This window comes from Nocardia sp. CA-129566 (genome assembly GCF_050956075.1).
Lineage (GTDB): Bacteria > Actinomycetota > Actinomycetes > Mycobacteriales > Mycobacteriaceae > Nocardia.
This window is the reverse complement of the sequence record NZ_CP192085.1, coordinates 1,838,461-1,852,343: the sequence shown is the minus strand read 5'-3', so window position 1 is coordinate 1,852,343 and position 13,883 is coordinate 1,838,461. Positions and strand designations below refer to the sequence as shown.

The window sequence follows — 13,883 nt, the reverse complement described above, 5'->3', positions numbered from 1 at the left end:
GAACCGGGTATCACTGTCGAAAGCTGAGCGAAACGCTACCCGATGGTGTCGAATTCGCCCACAGCAGTGCCAGTTCGAAGAGTGGGGAGCGAATCTGCCCGCGGGGATGGTATGGCCATCGAACAGGCTGGGCCCCGCTCGATGTCCACCCCTCGCCAACCCCGGCGGGCAGCTCGATGGTGTGTCACCCGATTTGGGTGGCTCGGTCGGAGCCGAACAGGACAGAATGCCAGAATCGGACAACCAGCGCAAGGTTGCGATGCCACCGAATATGGCTTTCGCGCAGCGTTTTCCGGGAAAAATATCCGTTCACCACCCAACTTGTCGGTGGGCCGGGGTAGAAATCCGTCAACCGAGAAACGGGGGAAATATGACGCACACTCGATCCGGAGCCGCCGGATGAACCAGGCGGGAGCAGTCAAATGACCGCGCCATGGACCGAAGACCAGGTCAACGCATTGGCGCCTGATGCGAGTTCACTCGCCGCGGCGCGCAAGCTCGCCGGGCGCTGGCACGGCACCGGCCGGTCGGATACCGCGCTGTGGGGCCTGTGCAAAGGCAGCGGAGCCAAGCCCTATCAGACGATCGTCGATCTGGCGGGGCCCGCGTACAAATGCTCGTGTCCCAGCCGCAAGTTCCCGTGCAAGCATGCCCTATCGCTCTTGCTGAACTGGTCGGGTGGCGCGGTCGCGGAAACCGCGCCGATCGCGGACTTCGCGGCGGAATGGATCAACGCACGCGCGGCCCGCGCCGCCCAGCCCGCCAAGGACCCACAGGCCCGCACTGCGAACCCGGCGACCGCCGAACAGCGGCGGGTGCGCGTGACCGCGGGACTGGAGGAGCTCGACATCTGGCTCGGTGATCAGGTGCGCACCGGGCTGGCGCAGACCGATCGCTCGTTCCGGGCCTTCGAGGCGATCGCGGCCAGGATGGTCGACGCACAAGCGCCGGGCGTCGCGGCCGCGCTGCGACAGCTGCCGACCACGGTGGTGAACCGGGCGGACTGGCCGGACGTCGTGCTGGCCGAATACGCCAGGCTGCATCTGCTGGTCGCCGCCCACCGTCGCCTCGACGAGCTGTCCCCGGAACTGCAGGCCGGCATCCGGGCCCATATCGGCTATCCAATGCCCGCCGAGACCGTGCGCGCCGAACGGGCGCTCCGGGACCAATGGCAGGTCCTCGGCATCCGCACCAGCGAGGAGGAGCGGCTCTATACCCGCCGAACCTGGTTGTACGGCAGGCAGACTCGGCGCTGGGCCATGCTGCTGGAGCACTCCTTCGGTGCGCCGAACTTCTCGACGGAGGTGCCGCTGCCCGGCATGATGGCCGACGCGGAGCTGCACTACTACCCGAGCGGTGCGCCGCTGCGCGCGTTGTGGGGTGAGCGGCACGGTGCGGCCGAACCGTTCACCACACTGCCGGTGCTCGACGGGACGATCGCCGCCGCGCTCGCCGAGCATGCCAGGGCACTGAGTGGTGACCCTTGGCTGCGGTCGTGTCCGGTGCTGCTCACCGATGTCGTGCCGGTGTGGACCGAAAACGGCTGGTACATTACCGAATCCGACGGTACCGCACTGCCCGTCGCGGCCACCGAGCAGCCCTGGCGGCTACTCGGGGTATCGGGCGGACATCCGGTGACGCTGGCTGCCGAGTGGAGTGTCGCCGGATTGGTCCCGATCTCGGCGTTCATCGCGGGGGAGATCATCGATGTCGGCAGCACGGACTACCCGACACGTAGCACGTCGGATTCACCCGCCGCGCCGCTGTCGGAGGATCTGACCTCGGTGGCCTTGCTCGGCACGGCCCGCAGAGCATTGGATACCGCACGGCTGGACGCGCCGGTCGCGGCGGCGGCGACGCGGCTGCGCAGCGACCCCGCGCTGATACTGCTCGAATCGGCGGCACTGCGCGGCGCCTTCGCCCGCGGCGGCACCTCCGTCGCCAGGGCGACCAGGCCCGAACCCGCCGAGGATGACGCTCGGCGACTCATGCCACGGGCCGCGGCCGCCCGGCTGTCCCGGCTGCTGCGCGACCGGTCCGCCTTCCTGCCCGAATGGTTCACCGCCGCAGCACCATTCGACTATCGCGCGCCGGACGCGCTGTGCAGCCTGCTGCTCGAGCAGGCGAAGGCGAACATCGAGCTGCGCGAGCCACTGCTGCGCCTGGCCGGAACCCGCGGTCGATGGCTGGCCGACCGGCATCCGGTATGGCGAGACCTGGTGCGGCAGATGCACTCCGACGCGCCGACCGAACAGAGCTGGCAGTTCGGTCAGCCACCCGAACGCCGGGAATGGCTGGCCGAGCTGCGTCGTCGCGATGCCGATGCGGCGCGGGCCGCACTGGCCGCGTCCTGGCCGAAGGAATCCGGTCCGCTGAAGGCGGAGCTGCTCGCCGTACTCGCCGACGGGCTTTCGGCCGCCGATGAACCACTGCTGGAAACGGCGCTGGACGATCGGCGATCGGATGTCCGGCGAATCGCGGCGGGGCTGCTACCGCTGCTGCCGAATTCGGCATACGCCGAGCGCATGATGCGACGGGCTGGGGACTGGGTGAGTGTCGAACACCAACTGCTGCATCCGAATCTGGTTGTCCGCGTTCCAGAGGAACTCGACGACGCCGACCGCAGAGACGGCATCACCGATCGCACCGTGGAATTCACCTATCGCTGGGATGGCACACCGGACCTGCGCGCCGGACGGCTGCGCCAACTCATCGCCGCGACACCGCTGGTGCACTGGGAGTCCGCGCTCGGCGCACCGGATAAGGCCACCCAGGCCAAGATCGTCGATCGGTTCCGGCAACCGCTGTTCGACGGCTGGGTGGATGCCGCATTGGCACAACACGATCCGACCTGGGCGCGGGCGCTGTTCGATGCCGGAGTGCCGACCGATCTGGCGATGCTGCGGCGACGCGAACTGTTCGCACTGCTGCCGCTGCCCGATCGCACCCGGCATCTGCTCCAACTCGACGGCGCATGGCTCTCCGAGCTGGAGGCCCTGCTGCCTGCCATGGGTCATCCGTGGCCGGAACCCCTTGCCCAACACCTGCTGCTGTTGTTGTTCGAACGCGCGCGTGCCGCGGCCAAACGCCCCGAGGCGCACGGCACCGGCCCGAGCGCACACCGCTCGCTGCTCGCCGCGGCGGCCGTGCACCTACCCGTCGGCGCGGCACGCGCGGCCACCGTGGTGGCTCGCAAGTGCGCCGACCCGAACTGGGAACGAGCCTTCGATCAGCTCGCCCATGACCTCAACCACCGCTCGATGATGCTCGAGGAGCTGCAGTGACCACCACCACCACCGCCGACACCACGCCGGAGCTGTTGCGCCCGCATGCCGAACAGGCCTTTGCCGAGGAACTGCGGGCACTTGCGGCGCTCGACGATCGGCCGCGTCCACCATCCTGGCAGCTGTCGCCGTGGGCGGTGGTCACCTATCTGCTCGGCGGCACACTCGACGACGGCACAGTGATCAGCCCCAAGTATGTCGGGCCGCGCAGGCTCATGGAGGTCGCGGTCGCGACCCTGGCGACCGATCGGGCGCTGCTGCTACTCGGTGTTCCCGGCACCGCGAAAACCTGGGTATCGGAACATCTTTCGGCCGCCATCAGCGGTGCGTCGACGCTGCTCGTGCAGGGCACATCGGGCACCGCCGAAGAGGCGATCCGCTACGGCTGGAATTACGCGCGCCTGCTCGCCGAGGGCCCGAGTGAGGGTGCGCTGGTGCCCTCACCGGTGATGACCGCGATGAGCCGCGGCGCGATCGCCCGCATCGAAGAACTCACCCGTATCCCGTCCGACGTGCAGGACGCGCTGATCACCGTGCTGTCGGAGAAGACGCTGCCGGTACCGGAACTCGGCATGGAGGTGCAGGCCGCCAAGGGCTTCAACGTCATCGCCACCGCCAATGACCGCGACCGAGGCGTCAACGATCTCTCCTCGGCGCTGCGCCGCCGCTTCAACACGGTGGTGCTGCCGCTGCCCGCCAGCGAGGACGAGGAGGTCGCCATTGTCACCCGCCGCGTCGAGCAGCTCGGCTCGGCACTCGAACTGCCGACCGTCCCCGCCGCGGCCGAGGAGGTGCGCCGCGTGGTGCGCGTGTTCCGGGAGCTGCGCTCCGGTATGACTGCCGACGGCCGCACCAAACTCAAATCCCCCTCCGGCACCCTGTCCACCGCCGAAGCGATCTCGGTGATCACCAATGGCATCGCACTGTCGGCCCATTTCGGCGACGGCACGCTGCGTGCCTCCGATATCGCGGGCGCGGTTCTCGGCTCGGTCATCAAGGATCCGGTGGCCGACGCCGTCATCTGGACCGAATATTTGGAAGCCGTTGTCCGTGAACGCCCCGACTGGTCCGACTTCTACCGCGCCTGCCGCGAGGTCACCGGATGAGGTTGCGGCCGAAGCCAATCAGCTGCCGCAAGATGATCCCGCGACACCGCATGTTCAGCCCGGGGGTAACAGGGTGACACAGACACACACCGCAGCCGACGATTCGGCTCCGGACATCCGCTACGACACCACGCAGAGTGGCCCGGTGACCAGGATCTTCGGCATCCGCCACCACGGCCCTGGTTCGGCCAGATCGCTGCGCACCGCATTGGAGAAATTCCGGCCGGATACGATTCTGATCGAGGGCCCGGCCGATGCGGACCCGCTCGTCGGCTATGTTGCGGCCGAGGGGATGTCGCCGCCGGTCGCACTGCTGGCCTATGTGCCGGATGCGCCAGCCAAGGCCGCGTTCTGGCCGTACGCGGTGTTCTCGCCGGAATGGCAGGCACTGCGGTATGCCGTCGAAAACGGTGTGCCGGTGCGCTTCTGCGATCTGCCAGCGAGCGCCGCACTAGCCGCCGAGGACGAACCGGGTGATCGCATCGACCCGCTGGCCGAACTGGCGGCCGCGGGTGGCTACGACGATGCCGAGCGCTGGTGGGACGCGGTGGTCGAATCCGTCGCCGATGCAGACGCTTTCGACGCGATCACCGAGGCGATGGGCGCGCTGCGGGAAGCCGCCGAACAAGGCGGGTTCGCGATCGGAACTGCCACAGGCACAAGCGAAGACCATGCGCCTGACGTCCGGCGCCTTGGGCCGCCTGCGCACGGACGAGACGTTGCGCCTGGCGTCCAGACGCGTGAGAGCTCGGCCGAAGGTGACACAGTCGAAGCGATCGGCCGTGAAGTCACTGTGCGCGAACCGACACGGCCCGAAGGCACGGGCACAAGCGCAGGCTTTTCGCCGGACGACGCGTCTGGCTTCCAAACGCATGACAGCGCAACCACAGGCGACTCAGTCGGCGGAGAAGACGCTGCGCGCGAGACAATAACGCCCGAAGGCACCGGCACAACCGCGGATGCTTCGCTGGACGATGCGCACGACAGCCCGACTGCAGGCGACTCGGTCGGCGAAGCGATCGGACCCGAAGACACTGTGCGCGAACCGATAGGGTTCGACCGCATCGACGCGCACACGCTGCGGCGTGAGGCGTACATGCGACAGACGATGCGCAAAGCGTTGAAGGCGGGGTCGCAGCGGCTCGCCGTGGTGTGTGGAGCCTGGCACGCACCGGCATTGACCGGGAAGCTGGGGCCTGCGACGGCGGATACCAAGCTGCTCAAGGGGGTTCCGAAGGTCAAGGCGACGGTGACGTGGGTGCCGTGGACGCATTCGCGGCTGGCGAGCACGTCCGGATACGGCGCTGGCATTACCTCGCCGGGCTGGTATCACCACCTGTTCACCGAGACCGAGCAGCCGATCGCGCGCTGGCTGACCAAGGTGGCCGGGGTGCTGCGCGCCCACGATCTGCCTGTCTCCAGCGCGCACATCATCGAATCCGTTCGGCTCGCCGATACCCTCGCGGTGCTGCGGGCCCGGCCGTTGGCAGGTCTGTCGGAGGTCACCGAGGCCGTGCGGTCGGTAATGTGCGCGGGCGACGAGACCATGCTGCGGCTGGTCGCGACCGAACTGGTGGTCGGCGAGGCGCTCGGCGGCGTACCCGAGGGCACGCCGACGGTCCCGCTGGATGCCGATCTACGCGCCCGGATTCGCACACTTCGCCTCAAACAGGAAGCCCTGTCGCGCAACCTCGATCTCGACCTGCGCAAGGAACGTGAGGTCGAACGCTCGCGGCTGCTGCACCGGCTGCGGGTGCTCGGCATCGACTGGGGCACACCGACCACCGGCGAAGTCCGCAGTACCGGCACCTTTCGGGAGAGCTGGGCGCTGCAGTGGCGACCCGAATTCGCGGTCTCGATCATCGAGGCCTCGCGCTGGGGCACCACCATCGCCACCGCGGCCGAGGCCAAAATCCTCGATACCGCGAGTCGCACGGAGGCCACCGTCGGCGATCTCACTGCCGCACTGGAGGTGGCGCTGCTCGCCGACCTCGGCGGCGCCACCGACGGCCTGATCACCCGCCTGGAATCCGCGGCGGCCCTCGATCACGACGTGACCCATCTACTGGCCGCCCTCCCCGGCCTGACCCGCACGCTGCGCTACGGCGATGTGCGCGGCACCGACACCAAGGCGCTCGCCCACGTCGCCGACGGCCTGCTCGTGCGCATCTGCGCGGGCCTGCCCGGCGCGGTCACCGGCCTCGATACCGAAGCCGCCGAACAACTCCGCGCCCAGATCGATGCCGCGCACACCGCCATCCACACTCGCGACGACGACTGGGCCACCGGCGAATGGCTGGCCGCCCTGCGCCGCCTCGCCGACCGCGACGACGTGCACGGCGCTCTCGTCGGCCGCGCCGTCCGACTGCTCGCCGACGCCGGGCGCATCGACGAATCCGATTCCGCGCGCCGACTTTCCGCCGCACTCTCGATCGGCAATACCGCCGCGGCCAAGGCCGCCTGGATCGACGGCTTCCTTGGCGGTCGCGGACTGCTACTCGTCCACGACCGAGAGTTACTGCGCCTCATCGACGATTGGCTGCGCGGCCTCGGCGACGATATGTTCGTCGAAATCCTGCCCCTGCTCCGCCGTACCTTCGGCGCCTTCGAATCCGGAGAACGCCGCGCCATCGGCCAGGCCGTGCGCGACGGCGGCGTACTAGCAGGGTCCACCGGCGACGGCACGGTTTTCGATATCGAGCGCGGTCTCCTCGCAATGCGCACTGTCGCAGACATCTTGGGGGTGCCGGCATGAGCCCGACAGCATCTGGCCGACTTGCGCCCCTGCTCGCCCCGACATCCGACGCGGCGGCGAAACCGGCTGCCCACCGGCGGCCGAATGCGCATGCCCTCGACCAGCCCCATGTGGCGACATCACACCGCCACCGACCTCCCCGGAGTAGCCCGATGACCACCATCGACAAAACCCAAGCCAGGCATCGGCGTTTGGTCCTCGACCAGCACACCATGTGGCGGCATTGCGCCACCGACCTTCCCGGAGTGGCCGGATGACCGCGATCGATGAAACCCAGGCCAGGCGTTGGCGTTTGGTCCTCGGCACCGCCGCCGAGCAGCCGCTCGGCGATCTCGGATCCGCCGACGACGAGGCAATGGACCGCGCGCTGTCGGCCCTCTACAACACCGGCGACGACCAGAACTCAGGTAAGCGCTCCGCCGGTCTCGGCGGCTCGGCCCCCAAGGTGGCCCGCTGGCTCGGCGATATTCGCACCTACTTCCCGTCCACCGTGGTCGAGGTCATGCAGCGCGATGCGGTCGATCGGCTGAACCTGACCCAGCTCCTACTGGAGCCGGAACTGCTCGAGGCGGTGGAGCCCGATGTGCACCTGGTCGGCACCCTGCTCAGCCTCAATCGGGTGATGCCCGAAACCACCAAGGCGACAGCGCGAATGGTGGTCGAGAAGGTGGTCCGCGAGATCGAACAGCGCATCGCCGCACATACCGTCGCCGCGGTCTCCGGCGCACTGAACCGCGCCGCCCGCGTCAGCCGGCCTCGACTGCGCGATATCGACTGGGACCGCACCATCCGCGCGAACCTCGCCAACTATCTGCCCGAATATCGCACCGTCGTCCCCGAGCGCCTGATCGGCTACGGCCGCAAGGCGCAGGCGGTGCGCCGCGATGTGGTGCTGGCCATCGATCAATCCGGTTCGATGGCCTCCAGCGTCGTCTACGCCTCGGTCTTCGGCGCGGTGCTCGCCTCCATGCGCTCGCTGAAAACCTCGCTGGTCGTCTTCGACACCGAAGTCGTCGACCTGACCGAACAACTCACCGATCCGGTCGAGGTGCTCTTCGGCACCCAACTCGGCGGCGGCACCGATATCAACCGCGCCATCGCCTACTCCCAATCGCTGATCACCCGCCCCGCCGACACGCTGTTCGTCCTCATATCCGACCTCTACGAGGGCGGCATTCGCGAAGAGATGCTGCGACGGGTGAACTCCATGCGGGAATCCGGCGTCCAAGTGGTGGTCCTGCTCGCTCTCTCCGACGACGGCGCTCCTGCCTTCGACCACGACAATGCCGCCGCCCTCGCCGCCCTCGGCATCCCCGCGTTCGCCTGCACGCCGGACAAGTTCCCGGATCTACTCGCCTTGGCCCTGGACCGTGGCGACGTCCAGGCCTGGGCCAACCGGAACACCTGACGGACTCAACTACCTGATGACAGGCTGACCACACTTTGAAGCATCGACAGGAATTTGACGCCGACATCCAGAATCGTGTCGAACGCGGTGATGAAAGCCATGGTCGGACTCCTTGTCTGAACCGGGCAAACAAATCAGCCCGTCGATGGTACGCCCGAGTTGATCTTGTTTTGCTCGTTTGCGGTGGTCAGCGCGTCGGGAGCAATTCCGGACGGACCGGGCCCATGGCACCCCACGCGGTGGCCGACGCGGGCACGACCAGCGGATGCAATAGCGACGCCAATCCGAGCAGGACAACCGCGACGATCGCGTCGAGCCAATAGTGATTGCCGGTGCCGACCACGACCACCGTCGTGAGCACCGGATGCGCCAGCGCCAGCCACCGCCAGCTGCCACGGGTCGCGGCCACCACCGCGAAGGCGAGCAGCAGTGCCCACCCGACGTGCAGGGAGGGCATGGCCGCGAACTGATTGGAGAGGCCGCCGGATTCCGGAGAGCCGTAGACGGATTGGCCGTGTATCGCGGCGAGGTCGACGAATCCGTACTCGGGCAGCATGCGCGGCGGCGCGAGCGGCATCAGCATATGCACCGCCAGCGCGGCCGCGGTCAATGCCACCATCAGGTTTCGAGTCCATCGATAGTGCTCGGGCCGAAAGACCCACAGCCACAGCAGTACACCGACCGCGACCGTGAAATGCGCGGTGGCGTAATAAAAGTTGGCCCCTACCGCGAGAAAGTCCCGATGCAGGAACACGCTCTGCACCGTGGTCTCCTCCGGCAGCCCGAGCGCATCCTCGATGCTCAGCATGTTCCTGGCATTCCCGAGTGCGCGCACGGTGTCGTCGGCGGTGACCATTCGCCCGACCCGATAGGCCAGATACAGCACAGTTATCAGCGCGAGCTGCCGAACCGCCTCGCCGCCGCGGCCGTGCACCGCCGCCCTCATCTTCTCGGCGATACCGCCGAACGCGGGCGAAAAGCCCACACTCGGTCCACCGAGACCCGCTGCCACCATCGCCAGCGGCCTCCTTACCCATCGAACCCCAGGCCGTAATCAGACGTTAAACGGAGTAGTAGCCTCCGGTTACCGTAGCACCGATCGTTAGGCAGGCTCAGCAACTTGTGATCTGAGAGACACAACGCGTCGCATCGCACGTATGGCCGCGCGACTTCGACTCACCGCAGCAGGCCGATCCGGTGCGATGGCCGCGGCCGGTGCGGTGAGCACCGGCCCCTCGAACAGCGCCCGCACTCTGTCGTTCGCGGACGCCTGCACCAGACCGCGACCGGTCGGGCTCCGTCGGAAGGCCAGCAGCACAACGCACAACGGGCTCCGTTGAGTCGTTGTCACCTACTCCTTGCGACAGCGACTCAACGGAGCCCGTTCACGACATCCGCTATGGGCCTGGCAGCGGCTATGACCGCGATGCCATCCCACCCGAGCGCTCGACGCCGGTCGGCATCGAACGCTCGGGAACAGACCTATAGATCCGCGATGGCGGCCAGTGGTGGCGTCCGGGCGGCCCGGATACCCGGCCACAGCGCGGCGAGCACACCGACCACGGCCGAGCTGACCAGCACCAGCACCAGTTGGCTCCACGGAATGGCGATCTCATCGAGCCCCAGGTCACGCAGCGTGCGCAGGAAGCCGACACCGAGGCCCAAGCCGAGCAGCATCCCGACAATCGCCCCGAACACCGCGATCAGCATGGATTCCAGATAGATGGTCCGGCGCACCTGCGCCCGCTGCATACCCACCGCCCGGAGCATGCCGATCTCCCTGCGCCGCTCCACCACCGACAGCGCCAGGGTATTGACGATGCCGAGGATGGCGATCACCACCGCCAGCGCGAGCAGTCCGTAGAGGATGGCCAGCAGCGTATTGATCTGCTTGCCCTGCGCGCCCTTGAACTCCTCCCGGTCCAGCACCTGGACCACGACGAACTGTTCGGTGGCGTTCTCCAGGTCGGTGCGCATCTGGGGCAGATCGGCGCCCGGCTTCGCCTTGACGAACATGAACAGGTTGGTCCGGAAGTTGACCGGCATCACCTCGTCGTACATGACCGGCGACACCACCATCGAGCCGAGCAGCGGCGTCTTCTTGTAGACGCCGACCACCTTGACCGCAATCTTCTTGAACCCGAGGCTGGTCACGGTGACCTGATCGCCGAGCTTCCAGCCGCGCTTATCGGCCTCGTCCTGCGACACCATGACATCGTGACCGCCCAACGTGCTGGTGCCCTCGAGCATGTCGTAGTTCAGGACACTGTCGACCGCGCCGTCGAATTCGGTGCCGCCGATCTGGTCATCGCCGACCTTGACGGCGACACCGCGCAGCCCGACCACCTCGGCAACGCCGGGCACCGACTTGCGCACCGCGTCACCGGCACCGAGCGGCACACCGATCAGCTGCGGCCCGGACAGCACATAGTCGGCCTTCACACCCTTGTCGACGAGCACGCCGACGCTCGCCTTCGCCGACGCGCCCAGCATGCCGATTGCGGTCACCAGCATCAGACCGAGGGTGAGCGCGAAAGCCGTTGCCGCAGTGCGCCGCGGATTGCGCGCGGCATTATTGCGCGACATCCGCCCGATCGGTCCGAACGGCCGCAGCAGCGTCCCGAGCACGCCGACCACCGGCCGCGACAGCGCGGGCGCGGCGAGCAGCACCGCGAAGATCAAGCCGAGCGCGCCGATCCCGACCGTCAAAGCGGCATTGCCGCCGGTCTTCTGCGCGCCGAGTACAACGAGCGCCGCACCGGCGACGGCGAGCACCGTGCCGACCCCGGTCCGGACCCGCAGCGACTCTCCGTGCGAGGCGAACTCCTCGCGCATGGCCTCCACCGGCGGAATCTTGGCGGCGCGGCGAGCGGGCGCATAGGCGCTGACCACCGTCACCAACAGCCCGACCAGCATTCCGACGATCACGGTGCGCGGCAGCACGGTGAGCGAACCGGTCGGCAATCCGAGATCGAATGCGTTGAGCAGGGCCGAGAGCCCGAAGGCCAGACCGATGCCGCACGCCAAACCGATTGCGCTGCCGATCAACCCGATGACGAAGGCCTCGGCGACCACCGAGGTGCCGACCTGTTGTCGGCTGGCCCCCACGGCGCGCAGCAGGGCCAGCTCGCGCAACCGCTGGGCCACGATCATCGAGAAGGTGTTGTAGATGATGAAGGTGCCGACGATCAGCGCGATCGCGCCGAAGGCGAGCAGGAAGTAGTTGATGAAGTTGAGCGCGTTGGAGACTTCCTTCTTCAGATCGGCGCGCACCTGATCGCCGTTCTGCACCTTGTAATCCGGGTATATGAGGGCGAGCTTGTCGCGCAGGTCGTCGCCAGGTATCCCGGTGGCGGCGATATCGACGTAGGCCACATGCGAGCCGTCGGTGAACAGCTTGCGCGCTTGTGCGTCGTCGAACAGCACGCCGATGAATCCACCGGTGTCGGAAGGGACTTCGTAGATGCCGGTGAGGGTGACATCGATCGGGCCGCCGTTGGAGGGAATCAGCACCTTGGTCTTGTCCCCGACGTGCAGACCCGCGCGTTCCGCACCACCGGTATTGAGCGCGATCTCGCCTTCGCGGGCCGGTGGCGCGCCCTGCACGAACTTGTCCGGTTCGGCGACCGCTTTATCCGGCGGGATATAGGACTGGCCGAAGGTCGGTGCGCCACCGGTCTGTACGGCCTTTTTCCCGTCGGGATAGAGCAGTACCAGTGGTCCGTTGACGCTCGGTGCGACGGCCCGCACACCGGGCATCTTCGCGATATCGTCGACCACGCTCAGCGGAATGCCCTGGGCCTGTTGCTTTTGCGGGCTCACCCGCACATCGACGCCCTTGGCCTGATTGGCGAAAATGCCGTCGAAGGTGCGCTGCAGGGTGTCGGTGAAGACGAATGAGCCAGCGATGAAGGCGGTTCCGAGCACCACCGAGAGCAGGGTCAGCGCTAGTCGCACCTTGTGCGCCGCGAGATTGCGCAAGACCACCTTGCGCATCGGTTTGCCACTCATTACGCCTGCTCCAGCGACTTCATCTTGTCGAGCACCGATTCGGCGGTCGGATCGCGCAGTTCGTCGACGATGCGACCGTCGGCGAGGAACACCACCCGGTCGGCGTATCCCGCGGCATGCGGCTCGTGGGTGACGATGACGACCGTCTGCCCGAATTCATCCACCGCCGCGCGCAGGATAGTGAGCACCTCCTCCGAGGCGCGGGAGTCGAGGTTGCCGGTCGGCTCATCGCCGAAGACGATCTCCGGCTTTCCGGCCAGCGCTCGCGCACAGGCCACGCGCTGCTGCTGTCCGCCGGAGAGTTCGCTCGGGCGGTGGGTGAGCCGGTCGGTCAGCCCGAGTCGCTTGATCACCGTGTCCAGCCAGTCCTGGTCGGGCTTACGTCCGGCGATATCCAGCGGCAGTGTGATGTTCTCCTGCGCGGTCAGCGTCGGAACCAGGTTGAACGCCTGGAAGACGAAGCCGATGCGGTCGCGTCGCAGCCGGGTCATCTGCTTGTCCGAGAGCCCGGCCAGATCGGTATCGCCGATCCGCACGGTGCCGGTGGTGGAGCTGTCCAGGCCGGCCAGGCAGTGCATCAGGGTCGACTTACCCGATCCGGAGGGCCCCATGATCGCGGTGAACTCCCCCTTCGCGAATTCGGCCGATACCCCATCCAGTGCCCTGACCTGTGTATCTCCGGATCCATAGACCTTGACCAGGTCGATGGCGCGGGCCGCCACCTCGGTGGCGGCGGCCGATTTTTCGAGGTCGGCGCCTAGGGCGTGCGAAGTCATGCGTTCAGTCTGTCTGCCATCGCGTGCCCGCGCCATCAGGGACCTCCCCCAAGTCTCGAGGTCTCAATGAACCCTTAGAACTACTCCCCCCGGTCGAGGCCGAAGACCGTCGGGTCCGCCGCGAGGTCGCGGAAGTAGCGCGCCGCGTCCGGCACCAACCGTCGTTCGGTCAGATCGAGCAGACCGCCGACGCCGACGATCTTCGCGGAGACCGTGCCATCGGTCCTGCGGATCTCCTGCCGGGTCTGGTGGGTCTTGCCGTCCCACACGAAATCGCATGTGACCGTGACCTCGTCGCCGACGAACAACTCCTGTTCGAAGGTGAGCGTCACCTGCAGCGCGATCGGCCCGACCCCCGCGGCCCGCAGCTTCTCCTGGGTCAAGCCGCCCTGTTGCAGACAGGCCCAGCGCGCACGTTCCGCGTATTGCAGATAGACGGCCATGTTCATATGCCCGTTGCCATCGATGTCCTCGGGCGAGACGGTGATAGGGAGAGCGAACGCCATGGGCGTACGGTAGCGGCGGGGTCCGACAAGAATCCGC

General features: G+C 67.4%; 8 protein-coding genes. 4 read left to right on the top strand and 4 right to left on the bottom strand.

Going from position 1 to position 13,883, the window contains the following annotated elements; genetic code table 11:
* The first annotated feature begins 422 nt into the window (after positions 1-422).
* The 4 genes from ACQP0C_RS08440 to ACQP0C_RS08425 all read left to right on the top strand — a co-directional run bounded on the left by ACQP0C_RS08440 (position 423) and on the right by ACQP0C_RS08425 (position 8,553).
* Positions 423-3,284, top strand: a complete 2,862-nt coding sequence (locus ACQP0C_RS08440; protein WP_433732200.1) for a DUF5691 domain-containing protein — start codon at positions 423-425, stop codon at positions 3,282-3,284.
* Positions 3,281-4,390 carry an ATP-binding protein gene (locus ACQP0C_RS08435; protein WP_433732198.1) on the top strand — a complete coding sequence of 370 codons (1,110 nt, stop codon included), beginning with the start codon at positions 3,281-3,283 and terminating at the stop codon, positions 4,388-4,390. Before ACQP0C_RS08440 ends, ACQP0C_RS08435 begins: the two co-directional genes overlap by 4 nt.
* A 115-nt stretch (positions 4,391-4,505) precedes the next feature.
* A complete protein-coding gene (locus ACQP0C_RS08430; RefSeq protein WP_433734478.1) occupies positions 4,506-7,145 on the top strand; it encodes a DUF5682 family protein in 2,640 nt (879 codons plus the stop codon).
* A gap of 253 nt (positions 7,146-7,398) precedes the next feature.
* Positions 7,399-8,553 (top strand): VWA domain-containing protein, encoded by a 1,155-nt coding sequence (locus tag ACQP0C_RS08425; RefSeq protein ID WP_433732196.1) that lies wholly within the window; start codon positions 7,399-7,401, stop codon positions 8,551-8,553.
* Positions 8,554-8,740: 187 nt separating this feature from the next.
* Here ACQP0C_RS08425 and ACQP0C_RS08420 read toward each other — a convergent pair whose 3' ends face one another.
* The 4 genes from ACQP0C_RS08420 to ACQP0C_RS08405 all read right to left on the bottom strand — a co-directional run bounded on the left by ACQP0C_RS08420 (position 8,741) and on the right by ACQP0C_RS08405 (position 13,846).
* Positions 8,741-9,568, bottom strand: a complete 828-nt coding sequence (locus tag ACQP0C_RS08420) for a phosphatase PAP2 family protein (RefSeq protein ID WP_433732194.1) — start codon at positions 9,566-9,568, stop codon at positions 8,741-8,743.
* Positions 9,569-10,035: 467 nt separating this feature from the next.
* On the bottom strand, positions 10,036-12,564 hold the full coding sequence (locus ACQP0C_RS08415; RefSeq protein ID WP_433732192.1) for an ABC transporter permease: 2,529 nt from the start codon (positions 12,562-12,564) through the stop codon (positions 10,036-10,038).
* A complete protein-coding gene (locus ACQP0C_RS08410; RefSeq protein WP_433732191.1) occupies positions 12,564-13,340 on the bottom strand; it encodes an ABC transporter ATP-binding protein in 777 nt (258 codons plus the stop codon). The genes ACQP0C_RS08415 and ACQP0C_RS08410 overlap by 1 nt, the downstream gene beginning before the upstream one ends.
* Positions 13,341-13,420: 80 nt before the next feature.
* The gene (locus ACQP0C_RS08405; protein ID WP_433732189.1) at positions 13,421-13,846 is read right to left on the bottom strand and encodes an acyl-CoA thioesterase; all 426 of its coding nucleotides are present in this window, start codon (positions 13,844-13,846) and stop codon (positions 13,421-13,423) included.
* Positions 13,847-13,883 lie beyond the last annotated feature (37 nt).